Origin of the sequence: Alkalicoccus luteus (genome assembly GCF_012034335.1) — a bacterium.
Classification (GTDB): Bacteria; Bacillota; Bacilli; order Bacillales; family Salisediminibacteriaceae; genus Alkalicoccus; species Alkalicoccus luteus_A.
The window spans coordinates 1-18,007 of the sequence record NZ_JAATHJ010000004.1 but is presented as its reverse complement, the minus strand read 5'-3'; the positions used below and the strand labels follow the sequence as shown (position 1 = coordinate 18,007).

Genomic DNA, 18,007 nt, shown 5'->3' with positions numbered 1-18,007 from the left:
GTGAAGCGCTTTCATTAATTTTAGTATAAAAAAGCTGTAAGAACAGCTTTATTATCGTTGATTAAAGCTCGGTTTTCGTTTTTCCAGAAAGGCAGTGATCCCCTCTTTTGCATCTTTTGTTTCAAAAACGTCACCAAATTGGACGGCCTCTTTCTCCTGACCTCGCTCAATTGGATCGGTTTCCGCATTTTGCAGCAGTTCCATGACTGCCTGCACGGAACGGACGCTTTTACCGGCTGCTGCTTCTGCAAGCTTTTTAGCCTCATCCAGATGGGCTCCTTCCGGAACAGTCCGGTTAACGAGTCCCCACGCTTCTGCTTCAGCTGCGGTCAGCGGCTGGCCAGTGAGGAGCATTTCCATCGCTCTCGGTCTTCCGACAAGCTTGGGAAGCCGCTGCGTGCCCGCAAATCCCGGGACAAGTCCCAGATTCAATTCCGGGAGACCGAGCTTTGCGTTCTCACAGGCAATCCGCATGTGACAAGCCATTGCGAGCTCCAGTCCGCCACCAAGCGCGGCTCCGTGAATCGCGGCAATAACAGGCTTCTGAGCTGTTTCAATCTGCCGGAAGATCCGTTGGCCGTCCCTCGCGAGGTCCGCAAACTCACTCCCATGCTTAATCTCCGTAAATTCTTTAATGTCAGCTCCGGCTGCAAAAAAACGACCTTCGCCGTGAAGCACGACCGCGCGAACGCTGTCATCTTCCATTATCTGCTCCACTGCACTGCCAAGCTCTTGAATCATGTCTTTAGACAACGCATTGGCAGGCGGCTTGTTCATCGTAATCACTGCTGTAAAGTCATCTTGTTCTACTGAAACATACTGCCAGCTGCTCATCGTTTTTCCTCCAGTCGTTTCGGGGATATCATGCCTTTCATTAAAAAGGCGTGCAACGGCTCAGCCAAAGGGGCAAGCTCGTAACGGTGATCCTTCATGACCCAGTTCGTCACCACTTCATCGATTGATCCGAAAATGACCTGCCTCATCATCCGCGTGTCGATTGCTTCATCAAATGAGCCATTCTCTTTCCCTTGTTCGATAATCGAATCGATCAGACCGAGATAGCCTTTCAGCACTTCATTCACTTTAAAGCGAATCGAGATATTCGACTGCCTGAGCTCGAGCTGGGTAACGAGTGCCAGGTTATGGTCTTTTTCAAGCTGAGCAAGGTGCATATTAATTAAAATCGCCAGCTTTTCTTCATCTGAGGTAACACCTTCCAGCTTATGCTTAATGTAGTCGACGAACTGACCCATTTTTTCTTCAAACAGCGAGATGAGAATGTCCTCTTTGTTTTTAAAATAGAGGTAGATCGTTCCATCTGCTACGCCGGCTTCTTTCGCAATCTTGGAAACCTGTGAATGATGATAGCCATTTTGTGCGATCACTTTAACGGCAGCATCTATAATTTTGTCGTATTTCAATCCGCGCTTTTTAGCCATGGCTTTCGACTCCTCCGCCAAAAATGAATGACTGTTCATTCATAATCAAATCATATCGAACTCCGCTCCGTGTGTCAATGACCGGAGCGGAAATTCTTTCTATCAGTATCATACCTTATTTGAACTGGTCTGACCAGCATGCTTTGCTTTTTCCTCTTCCTGGAGGGCCCGGCGCAGTACTTTTCCAACCATCGTCTTCGGGAGCTCTTCCCTGAATTCATACAAGCGCGGCACCTTGTAGGACGCCAGCTGCGAGCGGCAGAACGTGTCCAGCTCTGCTTCGTCGGCTTCCCGGCCGTCCTTCAGTACGATATAAGCCTTCACCGTTTCACCTCGGTACGGATCCGGAATCCCGACAGCCACAGCTTCTTTGACCGCCTCATGCTCGTAAAGCACTTCTTCGATTTCACGCGGATAGATGTTGAATCCGCCGGCGATGATCATGTCTTTTTTGCGATCCACGATGTAGAAATAGCCTTCTTGATCCATGTAGCCCATATCACCGGTATAAAGCCAGCCGTTTTGAAGTGTCTGCGCTGTGTCCTCCGGTCTGTTCCAGTAGCCCTGCATCACCTGGGGGCCACGGATGAGCAGTTCCCCCACTTCTTCCGGTTCAGCAGGCTCTCCCGTTTCGGCGCTGAGTATCATTACATCTGTGTCCGGCCACGGGAGCCCGATACTTCCCTGAGGCCGTTTTCCCCACATCAGATTAAAATGCGTGACCGGTGACGCTTCCGTAAGTCCGAAACCTTCGGACAGTTTACCGCCGGTCATTTCCTCAAACTTCTGCTGGACTTCGAGAGGGAGCGGAGCCGAACCGCTGATACAAACCTCGACTGAGCTTAAATCGTAGTTCGACACGTTCGGGTCATTGATTAACCCGACGTACATCGTAGGCGCTCCAGGGAAAATCGTTACTTTTTGATTTTGAATCGCCTCGAGCGTCTGTTTCGTATCAAACTTCGGCAGAATGACCATTTTCGATCGGTCCATTACAGCAAAATTCATGCCGACAGTCATGCCGTAAACGTGGAAAAACGGCAGAGCACAAAGAATGACCTCTTCTCCGTGGTTAATGTTATACATCCAGCGGATACACTGCGTTGTATTCGCCACGAGATTCGCATGCGTGAGCATGACCCCTTTTGCCGCTCCTGTCGTGCCTCCGGTATATTGCAGCAGCGCGAGATCCTCTTCCGGATCTACCTCTACAGGATCGGGCTTCGCCGGCGCCTGTTTGATCAGCTTGACGAAGTCATGACACGTTTCGTTATATGCAGGCTTCACGTTCATTCCCGTATTCTTCTTCTGAATGAACGGGTAAATCATGTTTTTCGGAAACGGAAGGTAGTCTTTAATCCGTGTCACAATCACGTGACGCAGAGACGTCTTTTCCTTAACGGCCTCTACTTTCGGATAAACAAGATCAAGACAAACGATAATCTCGGCACCTGAATCGACGAGCTGGTGCTCCAGCTCCCGCTCCACGTAAAGTGGATTTGTCTGCACGACAACGCCGCCTGCCAGCAGAATGCCGTAATAGCTGATAACGGACTGCGGCGTGTTAGCGAGCATAATCGCAGCCCGGTCTCCTTTTTTCAATCCCATTCGCTGCAGCGCAGCCGCAAAACGAGCAGCTGCCTCGTACACTTCGCGGAAGGTCATCGATTTCCCAAGAAAATCGAGCAGCTCTTTATCCGGTGTTTCAAATGCCGCATCTGCTAAGTACTGTTCAAGCGGCTTTCGCTCATAATCGAGCTTTGCCGGAATTTCTGGCGGGTACTGCTCCAGCCAAGGCTGGGTAATCGTTTCGGTGAGCATCTCTATTCCCCCTGATGACTTTCCGGCAGCATCACATTCTCTCATTCACAGCTGTTCCGGAAGAGCATGACTCCTCCGGAACATGGCCGATCAGTTGTTGCGCTTTTCTTTTTCTTCTTCTACCAGAACGCGGCGCAGTATTTTACCGACCATTGTTTTTGGCAGCTCGTCGCGGAACTCATAGTATTTTGGCAGCTTGAATGATGCCAGTTCCTGTCTGCAGTGCTCATCAAGATCCTCTTCGGACACCTGTGCTCCTTCTTTGAGCACAATAAATGCCTTCACCGTCTCCCCACGGTATGGATCTGGAACGCCGATGACGCACGCTTCCTGAATGGCCTCATGCTCGTACAGCACTTCTTCGACCTCACGCGGATAAATATTAAAGCCGCCCGCGATGATCATGTCTTTTTTACGGTCCACAATGTAGAAAAAGCCTTCTTCATCCATGTATCCCATATCACCCGTTAAGAACCAGTCTTCCCGGAAAGAAGCCTGGGTTGCTTCCGGCTGGTTCCAGTAGCCCTTCATCACCTGCGGCCCTTTGATCATCAGCTCGCCGACTTCATTCGGACGAGCATCCTCTCCCGTTTCAGCAGAGAGCACCTTCACATCGGTATCCGGCCACGGCACGCCGATCGAGCCTTGCTTACGCCGGCCCCAGATAAAGTTTGCGATGGCAACCGGAGACGTTTCTGTCAGACCGTAACCCTCTACCAGACTTCCCCCCGAAAGCTCTTCAAATTTCGTCTGCACTTCCACAGGCAGCGGCGCTGATCCGCTGATGCACGCTTTAATGGAGGATAAATCATGCTTTTTCATATCCGGGTGATTAAGAAGTCCGATATACATCGTCGGTGCTCCCGGATAGAGCGTTGCTTTATGCTTTTCAATCGATTTCAAAATCGCCTTAGGATCAAACTTTGGCATGATGATCATTTTAAATGCCATGCGGACAGCAAGGTTCATTACGGTCGTCATCCCATAGACGTGGAAGAACGGCAGTGCCGCCATGACGACCTCTTCACCCGGATTCATTTTATACATCCATTCCTCGCACTGCTGCGTGTTGACGGTCAGGTTGTAGTGGGTGAGCATAACCCCTTTCGCCGGTCCGGTCGTTCCGCCAGTGTACTGGAGAAGCGCCAGATCCTGCTTAGGATCAATTGAAAGCTCGATTTCTTCAGCTTTTCCTTTGTCAATCAGCGACGTAAAGGACAAGAGCGTATCCGAATACGTCAGATCAACTTTGATGCCCGTGTTCTTTTTCTGGATAAACGGATACACCATGTTTTTCGGAAACGGCAGGTAATCTTTGATTCCCGTGACGATGATATGCGTCAGCGGCGTCCGGTCTTTTACTTTCGCCACTCTCGGATAGACAAGGTCGAGACAGATCATTACTTTGGCGCCGGAGTCGATCATCTGGTGTTCGATTTCCCGCTCTACGTAAAGCGGATTCGTCTGTACAACGACTGCGCCTGCCAAAAGCGCCCCGTAGTAGCTGATGACAGCCTGCGGAGTGTTGGCAAGCATGATCGCGACTCGGTCTCCCTGTTCCACACCGAGTGTGCGCAGTTCGTTTGCGAGCTTCAGTGCTTCCTCATAAACCGCCTTGTTCGCCATTTCTTTCCCCATGAAATGGAACGCGACTTTATCAGGAAACTCATCGGCAGCACGCTTCAGATAGCTCTGCAGCGTCTTTTCCTCGTACTGGATCGAATGCGGTATTTCCTGCGGATACGACTCCAGCCACGGCTTCTGCGTCAATGTAGTCATGATAGTTCCCTCCCTGTTTGTCTATCTTCTCCCTGTCAGCCGGACACTGACCGTATTCTGTTGTCACAGAATAGTCAAACATTCTCTCTTACTAATATTGTAATGAAAACGCATCCAAAAAGAAACAAGATTTCATAAATTCAGTCAAAAAAATGAATGAACACTCATTCTCTAGGCGTCAGACATGATCATCGAGCTTTTTTTAGGTAGCTTTTAAGTAGTAGGCTTTGCCTTTGAAATACCCTTCGAGCGCTTGGATTCCCGCTGTATCGCCAAAACGTCGCTCCTGTGGGGCTGGCAAGGATGATCTTGCTCTCATCCAGACAGACATAGAAGCCTTCATAGCCCTCCGCGACTCCCTTCTTAAGCAGGAAAAGAGAGCCGGGCCCCGTTCCTTCCAGCAAGCGCCCTTCGAAGGCAGAAGCATCAGCCTGTAAGCTCATTAGGAGACTTCATGAATAATGAAGAGCCGGCGATCACATATCCGATCGCCGGCTCCTGGTTAGCATTCGTTAAAAATGTTTCTTCCTTTCGTGCACAGCCGCGCTGCCCGAAGTGCCGACGGTCCCCTAAATAAAGAAGAGCCAGTAGATGACGCCGCCGAGCATGAACACGGCACAGAATACCATTAAAATCTTTGCAAGTCGTTCCATACTATTACCTCCGGGTTAAATGGTTGCTCCGATAACAAACGAAAGCGACACCGAGAGAACGAAGGAGATTAGTCCTGCGGCGCGATTCCCGGCTGCCAGTTCTTCGTCCACATTAAATGCCGGCGTTAAAAATTCATAAATAAAGTAGACGAGCAGCAGAAGCAGAAATCCAAACAATCCCCAGCCGAGCATGTCAATGACGGAATCATTCGCTTCGATCGAATAGCGGAAAATGTTGGCGATGCCGAATATTTTCCCTGACGAGGCAAGTGCCACTGCGACATTTCCCCGCTTAATTTCTTCCCACGTCTGATACTTGGTTACAAGTTCAAATATAACGAGCGAAAACACAATGGCAGCCGTCGTCAGGCTGTACAAGCCTGCCGTATAAATGTAAGGATGGCTGAACAAATCGGTCATAGCGCACCTACCTTAACTGGGCGATCGTCACCCCGGAGCCGCCCTCACCTTGTGAACCGAGTCTCGTTTCTGCTACGTTCCGGTGTGTTTTCAGCAGCGCTTCCACGCCTTTACGCAGCGCGCCAGTTCCTTTACCGTGAATAATGGAAACCTGGTGATAGCCTGCCAGGACAGCATCGTCCAAATATTTTTCCACCTGCAGCATGGCATCCTCGTACCGCTCTCCACGCAGATCGAGCTCCGTCTTTACGTGCGCGCTGCGGCCGCGGACTGCTGTAAGCGGCTTTGTTTCCACCTGCTTTGGCCGGCTGATGTAGAGCAGATTGTCTTTGTTTACCTTCATTTTCATCATACCGAGCTGGACCGTGTATTCCTTGTCGTTTGCTTTTTCTACAATGTGACCCTTCTGATTGATGCTCTCTACCTTTACTTCATCCCCGGGCTGCAGCGTATCAACGGACGGCTTTGTCTTTTTTGGCTTCGGCTTCGGTTTTGCTATCTCCGGCTCTGCTTCTTCCAGATGTTTTTTCGCATCGATCAGCTGATGCTCTTTAATCGAAGGATTGTTTTTCTGCATTTCCCGCAGTTCACCAATGATCAGATCTGCTTCCTCGCGCGCCTGCTGTACATAGCCGGATGCTTTATCCTGAGCGCTCTGCAGGAGCCGGTCTTTTTCTGCTTCCCAGCGGCTGACTTCCTCCTGAAGCTCCTGATGAAGCTGTTCAGCTTCGATGCGGATCGCTGCTGCCGACTCCATTTCCTGTTCGGCCTTCTTGCGGCTTTCTTCAAGCGAGGTGATCATGTTTTCCACTTTGTTCGTTTCCGTGGAAATCTGGGCTTTAGCAGCGTCGATGACCTCCCGGCTCAGCCCGAGACGTTCTGAAATCGCAAACGCATTACTCCGGCCCGGCACGCCAATCAGAAGTCTGTAAGTCGGGCGGAGCGTCTCCACGTTGAATTCCACGCTTGCATTCATAACGCCTTCACGGTTGTAAGCGTATCCTTTCAGCTCGCTGTAGTGCGTCGTCGCAATCGTTCTGGCACCGCGGCTGTAAACGAAGTCAAGAATGGAAATAGCAAGCGCTGCCCCCTCAGTCGGGTCCGTTCCTGCACCGAGTTCGTCAAATAAGACGAGAGAATCGTGCCGCACATTTTCCAGAATCGAGACGATATTCGTCATGTGGGAAGAAAACGTACTGAGCGACTGTTCGATGGACTGCTCATCGCCGATGTCGGCAAACACGCTTCCAAACACCGCTGCTTCAGAGCCTTCCATACAAGGGATCTGCAGTCCGGACTGGGCCATCAGCGTCAGAAGCCCGACTGTCTTCAGTGTAACGGTTTTTCCTCCCGTGTTCGGTCCCGTGATAACAAGAGACGTAAAGTCTTCCCCGAGGGATACATCAATAGGAACAATTTCTTCATCGGCAATCAGCGGATGCCGGGCCTCTTTTAATTGAAGCTTTCCGTTTTCGTTCAGCTTTGGTTCACTTGCCCGGATCGAACGGGCATATAATGCTTTTGCAAACATAAAGTCGATTTCAGTCATGACATCTGTAATCGAGCTGAGTTCATACGTATACCCGCTCACAGAAGCTGAAAGAGCCTGCAGAATACGCTCGATCTCATACGCTTCCTTCGTCTTTGCTTCACGCAGCTGATTGTTCGTCTGCACAACGCTTTCCGGTTCTATAAAGAGCGTTTGCCCGGAAGCGGACTGATCATGCACGATCCCGCCAAAATGCGACCGGTATTCCGCCTTCGCGGGAATAACGTAGCGGTCGTTCCGGATCGTCACGATAGCATCTGACAGCATCTTTCTGCCTGATGCAGACCGGGTGATGCCTTCAAGCCGTGAGCGGACAGCTGATTCATGAGAGCGGATCTGCTGGCGAATCGTGCGCAGCTCAGCACTGGCGGAATCGAGCACACGGCCATCGTCATCGAGCGCTTGATTGATCTCGCGCTGAAGGTCGGTAAGCGGCACGATTTCCTCTGTCAGTTCGGGCAGAACATTCAATTCGATTTCATCCTCAACCATTTGCTGCACGAACGTTTTAAACGTTCTGGATGCATAGATCATGGAGGCAATATCATTCAGTTCGGAAGCGTTCAGGCTGCCGCCGATTTCTGCACGCTTGACGGAGGCCCGGATATCCCGGATGCCCCCGAGCGGTGCACTCCCTTTCAACCGGAGCACTTTTCCCGCTTCTGCCGTGCGGCTCTGCTCCTTCTGTACCTCTTCCAGACTGTAGGAAGGCTTCAGACTGCGGACACGCTGTTTGCCGAGCGACGATCCAGCGTGCGGAAGCAGCTGTTCTTTCATTTTGTCGTATTCCAACACTCGTAGAACGCGTTCCTGCATGGTTTTCTCTCCTTATGACTGCGTGCAGAATGTTTGAAGAAAAGCCTTCAAATCGTCTGCACTCCACGTATTAATAATTCGTTCAGCCGGTATTCCTGCCCGTCGAGCCGTTTTCACACCGGATTCCATATCTTCCAGCATATCAAAATGATGCGCATCTGTATTGATAGCGATACGGACATCAGAATCGAGCAGCATGCGCAGATGCTCTGCAGACAGATCGAGCCTGCTCGGGTTCGCATTTACCTCCAGCACGGTGGCAGTTTCTGCAGCCAGCTCAATCAGTCGCTGCATGTCGACTTTGTACCCCTCTCTTTTACCAATCAGCCTTCCCGTTGGATGTGCAATCATCGTCACGTAAGGATTACGGCACGCAGCCTCCAGACGTTTCATGATTTCTTCCTCTGACTGCTGAAAAGAAGAATGAATCGAGGCGATCACCATGTCGACGCTTTCGATAATAGCATCTTCAAAGTCGAGCGTTCCGTCAGGCAGGATATCCATTTCCGTACCGGTAAAAATCTGTATGTCTGCGTCGGTTGCACGTATTTCTTCGTGCTGCCGGGCCAGTCTCTCTTCATTTAATCCGTTTGCCACGCGCAGAAACTTCGAGTGATCGGTGATTGCCATATAGGAGTACCCTTTTGCGATGCACGCTTCCGCCATTTCCTGAATCGACTGCGCTCCGTCACTCCACGTCGTGTGCATGTGCAGGTCACCCTTCACGTCTTCAAGCGCCACAAGATCGTCAAACGACTGCTCCAGTTCATCTCTGCCTTCGCGCTGCTCCGGCGGCACAAACGGAAGATCAAAGTGGGCAAAGAAGGCCTGCTCCGTGTCAAACTGCTTCACGTTTCCGTCAGCGTCCTCCACCCCGTATTCACTGATTTTTTCACCGCGTTCCTTTGCCAGCTGGCGCATGAGCACGTTATGATCCTTCGATCCTGTAAAATGATGAAGCGTTGTGGCAAAGGCGCCGTCCTCTACAAGCCTGAAATCAGCCGGAACAATCGTATCATCGTACGACAGTTCAACCGATATTTTCGTATCCCCGCTGCCGATGACGGCATGGATATTGCCGAGTCCGAGCAGCAGTTCCTTCACTGCTTCCGGTTTATCCGTGCTGATAATAAAATCCAGATCCTTCACCGTTTCGCGGCCTCTTCGAAAGCTGCCAGCGAGTTCAAAACGGGTGACCGCATCTGCGGCCTGCAGCCTCGCATGCAGATCATGCACAGCATTCATGACACCGGCTACGGGCAGCCGTTCCGGCCGTTTTCCCATGTCTTCGACGGCGGCGAGAATTTTCTCCTGGGATTTTTTCCCGAAGCCGCTCAGTTCTTCCACCCGGCCCGCTTCGCACGCTTCCTTTAATTCTGCGGCATTGGTGACACCTAGCTCCCGGTAAAGGCGGCCGATTTTTTTACCGCCGAGGCCCTGAAGCTTTAACAGCGGGATCAGGCCTTCAGGTATGCTTTCCCGAAGCTCCTCTAACAGTTCGGTAGTACCTGTTTCCCGAAGGTCATTAATGATGCCTGCTGTCCCTTTTCCGATTCCGGATAATGCTGCGGGATCATCAAGCTCTTCCATACTGCGCTCATCGCGTTCCAGCGCGCCGGCTGCTTTCCGGTAGGCAGACACCCTAAAGGCATTTGCACCTTCTACTTCCAGATAAACGGCGATCGTTTCAAGCGTCTTAATGATATCTTTTTTATTCATGGTTTCTTCCTCCCGACATAAAAAAGTCCTGTTTCACCTACGCTAACGCAGAAAAACAGGCTTTTTTTGACATCCTATCAGTCCCAGCTTCCCTGGAGCCAGAGCTCGCGAAGTTCATTGGAAACGATCGGCGTGTAATAGAAAATCCATTGGGCAATTGACGATGACTGCAGAATTTCCTGTAGGAAATCAACCTGAATCAGTGCAGCGAGATGAAGCAGAATCGTGATGATGATCAGACCCTCCACCAGACCGAGCACAGCCCCGAGCCAGTTATTGAAAAAGTGCAGAATCGGCAGGTTTGCAATAAAATCAAACAGAGAACCGATGATCTGCGCAATGATCTTGACGACAATAAAAATAATCACAAATGCAATGCCGTTATAATAAACCCTTTCAGTGCCGAATGCTTCATTCAGCAGTTCAAGGGAGCTTTCAGCCGGCAGCTGGGGGAACGGTATCCACAGCTGAATCATTTCTGCAAACGGCTCATAGTACAGCCATGCGACGATAAACGCCGCTGCCAGTCCTGCAATATGTACGATCTGCAGCATGAAACCCCGCCGGTATCCTACAGAAAAGCTTACGGCAAGCATTAGCAGTAAAAATAAACTCAGAATCATGTTGTCCCATCCTCGTCTTTCGTCTCGTTCTCCTGCTGGCGCTTCAGCGATACGTATTCATTGCTGATGTTAAGAGCAGCCAGTACAGCCAGCTGTGTCGATGTCAGATAAGGATTGGACTCGCGGAGCTGCTTCATTTTTGCATCAACCAGTTCGGAAGCTTCCCGCACGTGGTCCGATGATTCCTTTCCGATAACCGTATACGTTTGATTCGCTATTTTCACAATCGTACGGATTTTTTCCTCATCCTGTTCCACAATAGTCCCCCCTGACATGACAGCATAGACTATCTGTTATCATAACATGACAGTGGCACAGATGAAAAATAAATTCATGTGAATCCACTGCCGGCCTTTCTGGTACAATCGAAAAGGTATATCAATCAAGGGGGTTACATACATGGGACAGCAGGTCATACAAGCAGACCGGCAGCTTTTACGCAGCATGGAGAAGCATTATGCCGGCTCGATTCAGTCACCGCCTCAGGGCGCTGTCTTTCAGGCGAAGACATCCGGCTGTACGGTGACCGCCTATCAATCCGGCAAAGTCCTGTTTCAGGGAAAGCGGGCAGACGCGGAAGCTTCAAAATGGGGACGGTCTTCCTCGGGAGCCGTTCGTAAAAAAACGGCGCCGGTCTCACATCGCTGGGCGCCTCCGGCTGACATTCGTTCGATGTCTGTCATTGGCAGCGATGAAACGGGAACAGGAGATTATTTCGGACCGATGACGGTCGTAGCCGTTCATTTAACGAAAGAGCAGCTGCAGCACACAGAAGAACTCGGCCTGCGCGACTCAAAAACGATTACCGACCCCGAAATCCGTCAAACCGCTCCAAAGCTGCTTAAGCAATGCACCTACAGCCTGACGATTCTGCGAAATGAAAAATACAACGAGCTCCAGCAGCAGGGCATGAATCAGGGGCGGATGAAGGCACTGCTTCACCACGAAGCGATCAAAGGCGTGATCCGGAAGCTCCAGGAAAGCAGCATCTCTTATGACGGTGTGTTTATCGATCAGTTCGTCAAACCGGAAGGCTATTTTAACTATTTAAAGCAAAGCGGCAAGCAGTGGCCTGATTCGATTCCGATCTATTTTGCAACAAAAGCAGAAGACATGCACCCGGCTGTCGCAGCGGGCTCCATCCTCGCACGCTATGCGTTCCTTCAGGAAATGGACAAACTGGCGAAAAAGCTTGGTGTTCCAGTTCCCAAAGGTGCAGGCCCGAGAGTCGATCAGGCTGCCCGCGACGTCCTGCGCCTTCACGGTGAAGAAACACTGCGCCAGTCCGTGAAATGGCACTTCTCCAATACGGACCGCGTCATTCGTTCATAATTTTTTATCTGCCGCAGAAAGATAGATAAGCTAAAGATTTGAAAAGAGGGCTCTCCGCATTGGAGAGCCCTCTTTGCAAGTTTTTATAGTTGTCTAGTCCGTCTTTACTGCTGGCGCAGCTGTGCTCCGGCTTTTTTCTCCAGAGCGTCGAGCACTTTTCCATGCACGGCAGCTACGTCCTCTTCGGTAAGCGTCTTTTCACGGTCCAGGTAACGCAGTGAAAAGGCTGCCGACTTTTTCCCGGGAGCAATATGCTCTCCTTCATACAGATCAAACAGATGAACGCGATCCAGGAGCGGCTGTCCGCTTTCTGTAATAATTCCTTCCAGTTCCGCGGCACTCACTGCCTGATCGACGACGAGCGCAATATCACGGTCGACGGCAGGATAGCGCGGAATAGGACGATAGCGCACAGCCTTTTCTTCTGCCTGGAGCAGGGCATCGAGATCCAGCTCCACCACGTACGTTTCCGCAAGCGAAAATGCCTTTGCCGTTTCCGGGTGAAGCTGGCCAATGACACCAGCCGGACGGTTATTAATAATGACAGAAGCTGTTCGCCCCGGATGCAGCCCGCGGCGCTCGGCTTTTTCAAACGAGACATCTGCTTTCAATTCAGCAAGCAGACCTTCCACTACCCCTTTTACGACGTAGAAGTCAACCGGCTTCTTTTCTCCCTGCCATTCATGCGTTTCCCACATTCCGGTAAACGCTCCTGCAAGATACGTCTTCTCTTCCGGCTGCTTTGTTACGTCGGTTTCAGCCGTATGAAATACAGAACCAAGCTCGAACAGCGAAACGTTATACAGGTTCCGGTTGCGGTTGTGACTCAGCGCTTCCAGAAGATGCGGAATCAGCGTTGTGCGCAGGCTGCTCCGGTCTTCGCTCATCGGTAGTGATACCGAGACGCGCGGATCCTCTTCGCTGCGGAAATGCGCTTCCTTCTGCGCCGTCGTTAATGAATAGCTCACGGCTTCGTGCATGCCCGCTCCTTCCAGGAAACGGCGGATCCGGCGTTTCCGCTTTTGCGCGGTAGTCAGACCGCCTTTCGTAGACGGCGTATTCGGAAGCGTCACCGGGATGTGATCATACCCGTAGAGACGCGCGACTTCTTCCACGATGTCAGGCTCGATCGAAATGTCCTGCCTGCGTGTCGGCACCGTCACATGAAGCGTTCCCTTCTTTTCCTTCACCCCAAATCGAAGACGTTCCAGCACAGCCGACATGTCGGCCGCCGACATGTCGGTTCCGAGTGACGCATTGATACGGTCTGCTTCCACATCCAGTTTCAGCTCATCGCGGTTCAGCGTATCATGCTCGACCGGGTCGGCTAACACGACCCCGCCGGCCAGCTGCTGGATCAGCGATGCCGCTCGCTCACCAGCTGAAGCCACGCGGTTTGGATCAACCCCTTTTTCAAAACGGATGCTGGAATCACTGCGGATGCCAAGGTCTTTTTGCGCTTTACGGACAGTTTCCGGCTTAAAGTATGCCGATTCCAAAAGCAGGTTTTCGGAGGCTGATTCCACCTCGGAGTCTGCTCCGCCCATGACGCCCGCGAGCGCAGTCGGCCGGATGCCGTTCGTGATCACAAGGTGCTCGGCACTCAGTGTACGCTCCTCACCGTCAAGCGTCGTCATTTTTTCATCCTGCTCCGCGCGGCGGACGACCACTTCGTCGGATCCGAACCGGTCAAAGTCAAACGCATGCAGCGGCTGACCGTATTCAAGCAGCACGTAGTTCGTGATATCGACAACGTTGTTCAACGGACGGACGCCGCTTGCCATGAGCGCTGTCTGCAGCCAGAGCGGTGATTCACTCACCTGGACGCCGCGGATCATCGTTGCACCGTAGTACGGGTTCCACTCATCTGCTTGTACCTTAACCTTCACGAATTCTTCCGTCCGGTCTTTTGCAGGAACGATTCTTGGCTCCGGCATATACACGTCCCGGTTAAGAACAGCCGCAGCTTCATAAGCAGCCCCCAGATAGCTCAGGCAGTCAGAACGGTTCGGTGTCAGATCAAGCTCCAGCACCGTATCATCCAGTCCGAGCGGCTCCTTTGCGTCGGTTCCCGGCACGACTTCCTCCGGAAAAACGAAAATGCCTTCACTGTATTTTTTCGGAACGACCTTTCCTTCGAAGCCAAGCTCCTGCAGGGAACAAATCATCCCTTCTGAAACCTGTCCTCTCAGCTTGGCACGCTTGATTTTCATGCCCCCGGGAAGCCTGCCGCCGACGCGGGCAACGGCAACTGACTGCCCTTCCGCTACGTTCGGAGCCCCGCATACGATCTGCACGGACTCTTCTTCTCCGACATCGACCTGGCAGACCTTCAGCTTATCTGCATCAGGATGCTGCTCGCAGGAGACAACTCTACCGACAACAAGGTTTGTAATACCTGCTCCAAGCTCCTGGACTGCGTCTACCTCCACCCCGTGGAGAGTCAGCTCCTCAGCCAGTTTTTCCGGCGTGATTCCGGATAAATCTACATATTCACTCAGCCATTTATATGATAAAAGCACGCTGCTTCCTCCTTCCGTTTTCTACTCTCTGATAAACTGTTCCAAAAATCGGGTATCATTCGTATAGAAATGACGAATGTCGTCAATGCCGTATTTCAGCATGGCAAAACGTTCAACGCCCATGCCAAAAGCAAATCCGGAATACACCTCCGGATCGAATCCGCCCATTTTCAGTACGTTCGGATGCACCATACCGGATCCCAGAACTTCAATCCAGCCGGTGCCCTTGCACGTTCTGCAGCCTTCTCCGCCGCACATCGCACAGGAAACATCCAGTTCAGCAGACGGCTCTGTGAATGGAAAGAAGCTTGGACGAAGCCGCATTTTCCGGTCTTCTCCAAAGTAGCTTTTTACGAACGCTTCAAACATGCCTTTCAGATCACTCATGCGAATACCTTTATCGACGACAAGGCCTTCAATCTGCATGAACTGATGGGAGTGTGTCGCGTCATCTTCATCACGGCGGTACACCTTACCAGGGCAGATGATTTTAACAGGCCCCTTCCCTTCATGCTTCTCCATCGTCCTCGTCTGAACCGGGGACGTCTGCGTTCTCAGCAGCAGGTCAGGTGTTACGAAAAACGTATCCTGCATGTCCCGTGCCGGATGGTGCTTCGGCAGGTTCAGTGATTCAAAATTATAATAATCGGTTTCCACTTCCGGACCTTCTGCCACCTGGAAGCCCATGCCCGTGAAAATGTCTTCAATCGTTTCCACGACCGATGTCAGCGGATGACGGGCCCCTCGTGCTACCGGACGGCCGGGAAGCGTTACGTCGATGCTTTCTTCTGCAAGCTGCTTTTGAACTGCTGCCTGCTGCAGCGTGCGCTCCTTTTCCTCGATCAGCTTTTGAACCGATTGACGCACTTCGTTGGCTTTTGCGCCGACAACCGGCCGCTCTTCATTGGAGAGCTTGCCCATTCCTTTCATCACTTCTGTAATCGGTCCCTTTTTCCCGAGGTAGGATATCCGTACCTGCTGCAGGGAATCAAGATCCTGTGCTTCTGCTACTTTTACTACTGCTTCATCGTGCAGTTCCTGCAGACGTTCCAGCATGCTGTCATTACCTCCTTCAAATATAAACCAAGTCACCTGTTCTGCCGCCGGTCCTTCCACGAAAAAAAGCCTTCCCGCCCCGGACCGAGGGACGAAAAGACTTCGCGGTACCACCCTAGTTAACAGAAGCAGGCGCTTCTGTTCTCTCAAACAGGAAGATAACGGTCTTCCTTCCGGGCTGCCTTTTCAGCTGATCAGCTTACTCCGGCACCTGCTCAGGAGTGAATTCAACGGTTCTTTTTGAACTGTGCTTGCAGTCTCGGGCACAGTCTCCCTGGCAAAAAGAAAGATCCGTTTACTACGTTCCATCATCGCGCTCTATAAGTCGATCTGATGTTCATTATATAAGGATCGCGGACGCTTTTCAATCGCTTTTTAATCTCCGCGCAGATGGTAGATTAAAATACCGGCTGCCGCCCCGACGTTCAGGGACTCTGCCTCGCCATAAATCGGGATATACAGATTCTGATCCGTTTTCTCCAGAAGGCCCGGTTCCACCCCGGCCCCTTCATTTCCCATAAGCAGGGCAAATGATTCCTGCGGCTCAATCGCTGAAAAGGTGCTGCCGTTTAAGCTCGTTCCAAAAACGGGTACGCCGTTTTCCCGGCAGCGGTCCACCGCATCGTGCAGATCCATCTGCTGCACATCAATGTAAAAGATCGCTCCCTGCGTGGAGCGCACGACCTTTCCGTTAAACGGATCCGCGCAGCCTTCACCGAAAATAACGCCCTCAAGCCCGGCAGCTTCTGCCGTGCGGAGCATGCTGCCAAGGTTGCCCGGGTCCTGAATCCGGTCGAGCAGCAAGTACCGTCCGGATTCAAATAAAATGTTTTCTGCGGCCGGCTTTTCACAGACCGCAATCATTCCCTGAGGTGTTTCCGTTTCGGCGAGCTCTGCCATCACCCGCTCCGTTACGTAAACGAGCTCCACGTCTTCTACAAGCCAGCGTTTAGGAATGTCCCGGTCTTCGCGGATGATGATCACTTTTACTTTTACAGAAGCTTTCAGCGCCTCTTCAACAAGATGCTCACCCTCAACGAGGAAGAGGTCGGAACGGTCCCGCTCCCGTTTCTTCTGCAGTTTTTTCCATGCTTTAATTCGTGGATTCTGAACCGATGAGATAGCTTCCACCGGTACTCCCCCCTCTTGTATGCCGGCTTTGCTGCCGGTCTAATCGTCTTTTCTGAAATTCCCCATGACCTGCATCGACTGACTGATGCTGACAAACGCATCCGGATCGATCTCTTTCAGTACATTTCGGATGATTTCCAGCTCATAGCGCGTAATGACCGTATACAGCACTTTCTTCTCTTCTCGGGAATACGCTCCCTGGCCGTCGATCACGGTGATTCCTCTGACGAGATTCTCCAGCAGGGCGCGGCGCAGTTCTTCTCCGTGACTCGTTACAACCATCAGATTGAGTTTGACATGGCGCGTATGGATCCGGTCAATCACGATACCGGTAATATAAATCGACAGCATCGTGTAAAGCGCCAGCTCCCAGCCGAAGAAAAAGCCGGAGAGGACAACGACACCGGAGTTCAGTGCAAAGATCAGCCCTCCGAGCGGAATGTCCCACTTTTTAATCAGCAGGATCCCGACTACGTCAAAACCACCAGTTGAACTGTAGTAGCGGATAATCAAGCCGATGCCCACACCTGTCAGAACGCCGCCCCACACGGAGGAAAGCAGCGCGTCTTCGGTGATCTGTACGATCGGGATATACAGCATCGAAACCGATGTGACCGCGACAGAGATAATACTGTTTATAATAAACTCTTTTCCGAGTTTCATCCAGCCCAAAATGACAATCGGGATGTTCAGGATAATAATCCAGAATCCCGTATTTACGGGTGTCATGAGACCAAAGATCATGGCCACACCCGTTACTCCTCCTGTCAGCACTTCATGCGGCAGTAAAAATACGTTGAAGGCAAATCCCAGCAGGATGGAAGCCGCAACAATAATGGCAAGTTTTACAAAATAGTTCAACAGCAGGCTCCTTTCGTCCGCAGAGTAAACAGCTCTCTGCATTATAGGGAAACAGACCCGGTCCGTCAATACAGGATTCAGATGTCCTCATGTCGCAGCTTCTCCCCCTGCAACATAAACGATCGCCCATTTCCGAAAACGAATTGCGATCAAACAGAAGGGGCTGTCCCATAAGTCGATATTATCGACGGGACAGCCCCTTTTTTATGTGTAGAAAAAATTTATAGAAGGAAACAGAAAAAAATCGCCGAACCTGTGTGTAAGCGACAAAACCAACACCACCAGG

14 protein-coding genes and 1 other annotated feature are annotated in these 18,007 nt (G+C 51.4%); of the genes, 1 reads left to right on the top strand and 13 read right to left on the bottom strand.

Going from position 1 to position 18,007, the window contains the following annotated elements; translation table 11 throughout:
• Positions 1 to 51: 51 nt before the first annotated feature.
• From HCN83_RS03825 to zapA, 9 genes are all read right to left on the bottom strand, one after another.
• Positions 52 to 834: an enoyl-CoA hydratase gene (locus HCN83_RS03825; protein ID WP_168004998.1), complete on the bottom strand. Its 783-nt coding sequence runs from the start codon at positions 832 to 834 to the stop codon at positions 52 to 54.
• Positions 831 to 1,439: a TetR/AcrR family transcriptional regulator gene (locus HCN83_RS03820; RefSeq protein WP_168004997.1), complete on the bottom strand. Its 609-nt coding sequence runs from the start codon at positions 1,437 to 1,439 to the stop codon at positions 831 to 833. The genes HCN83_RS03825 and HCN83_RS03820 overlap by 4 nt, the downstream gene beginning before the upstream one ends.
• Positions 1,440 to 1,547: 108 nt before the next feature.
• On the bottom strand, positions 1,548 to 3,260 hold the full coding sequence (locus HCN83_RS03815) for an AMP-binding protein (RefSeq protein ID WP_205774497.1): 1,713 nt from the start codon (positions 3,258 to 3,260) through the stop codon (positions 1,548 to 1,550).
• Positions 3,261 to 3,350: 90 nt separating this feature from the next.
• Entirely contained in the window at positions 3,351 to 5,039 is a 1,689-nt protein-coding gene (locus HCN83_RS03810; protein ID WP_168004996.1) for an AMP-binding protein, read from the bottom strand.
• Positions 5,040 to 5,707: 668 nt separating this feature from the next.
• Positions 5,708 to 6,112 carry a DUF350 domain-containing protein gene (locus HCN83_RS03805; RefSeq protein WP_168004995.1) on the bottom strand — a complete coding sequence of 135 codons (405 nt, stop codon included), beginning with the start codon at positions 6,110 to 6,112 and terminating at the stop codon, positions 5,708 to 5,710.
• Between the two features lie 7 nt (positions 6,113 to 6,119).
• Positions 6,120 to 8,477, bottom strand: a complete 2,358-nt coding sequence (locus HCN83_RS03800) for an endonuclease MutS2 (RefSeq protein ID WP_168004994.1) — start codon at positions 8,475 to 8,477, stop codon at positions 6,120 to 6,122.
• Between the two features lie 12 nt (positions 8,478 to 8,489).
• Complete coding sequence (gene polX / locus HCN83_RS03795) at positions 8,490 to 10,196, bottom strand: DNA polymerase/3'-5' exonuclease PolX (RefSeq protein WP_168004993.1); 1,707 nt, start codon at positions 10,194 to 10,196, stop codon at positions 8,490 to 8,492.
• A 77-nt stretch (positions 10,197 to 10,273) separates the two neighbouring features.
• Complete coding sequence (locus HCN83_RS03790; RefSeq protein WP_205774496.1) at positions 10,274 to 10,819, bottom strand: CvpA family protein; 546 nt, start codon at positions 10,817 to 10,819, stop codon at positions 10,274 to 10,276.
• A complete protein-coding gene (gene zapA, locus HCN83_RS03785; protein ID WP_168004992.1) occupies positions 10,816 to 11,076 on the bottom strand; it encodes a cell division protein ZapA in 261 nt (86 codons plus the stop codon). Before zapA ends, HCN83_RS03790 begins: the two co-directional genes overlap by 4 nt.
• Positions 11,077 to 11,218: 142 nt before the next feature.
• On the opposite strand from zapA, the gene rnhC reads away from it, so the two are divergent.
• Positions 11,219 to 12,151 (top strand): ribonuclease HIII, encoded by a 933-nt coding sequence (gene rnhC / locus HCN83_RS03780; protein ID WP_168004991.1) that lies wholly within the window; start codon positions 11,219 to 11,221, stop codon positions 12,149 to 12,151.
• 104 nt (positions 12,152 to 12,255) lie between these two features.
• Here rnhC and pheT read toward each other — a convergent pair whose 3' ends face one another.
• The 4 genes from pheT to HCN83_RS03760 all read right to left on the bottom strand — a co-directional run bounded on the left by pheT (position 12,256) and on the right by HCN83_RS03760 (position 17,763).
• Positions 12,256 to 14,673 carry a phenylalanine--tRNA ligase subunit beta gene (gene pheT, locus HCN83_RS03775; RefSeq protein ID WP_168004990.1) on the bottom strand — a complete coding sequence of 806 codons (2,418 nt, stop codon included), beginning with the start codon at positions 14,671 to 14,673 and terminating at the stop codon, positions 12,256 to 12,258.
• 21 nt (positions 14,674 to 14,694) lie between these two features.
• A complete protein-coding gene (gene pheS, locus HCN83_RS03770; protein WP_168004989.1) occupies positions 14,695 to 15,729 on the bottom strand; it encodes a phenylalanine--tRNA ligase subunit alpha in 1,035 nt (344 codons plus the stop codon).
• 84 nt (positions 15,730 to 15,813) lie between these two features.
• Positions 15,814 to 16,050, bottom strand: a binding site (T-box leader).
• A 54-nt stretch (positions 16,051 to 16,104) separates the two neighbouring features.
• On the bottom strand, positions 16,105 to 16,860 hold the full coding sequence (locus tag HCN83_RS03765; RefSeq protein WP_168004988.1) for a TrmH family RNA methyltransferase: 756 nt from the start codon (positions 16,858 to 16,860) through the stop codon (positions 16,105 to 16,107).
• A gap of 39 nt (positions 16,861 to 16,899) precedes the next feature.
• Complete coding sequence (locus HCN83_RS03760; RefSeq protein ID WP_205774495.1) at positions 16,900 to 17,763, bottom strand: YitT family protein; 864 nt, start codon at positions 17,761 to 17,763, stop codon at positions 16,900 to 16,902.
• Positions 17,764 to 18,007: the final 244 nt, after the last annotated feature.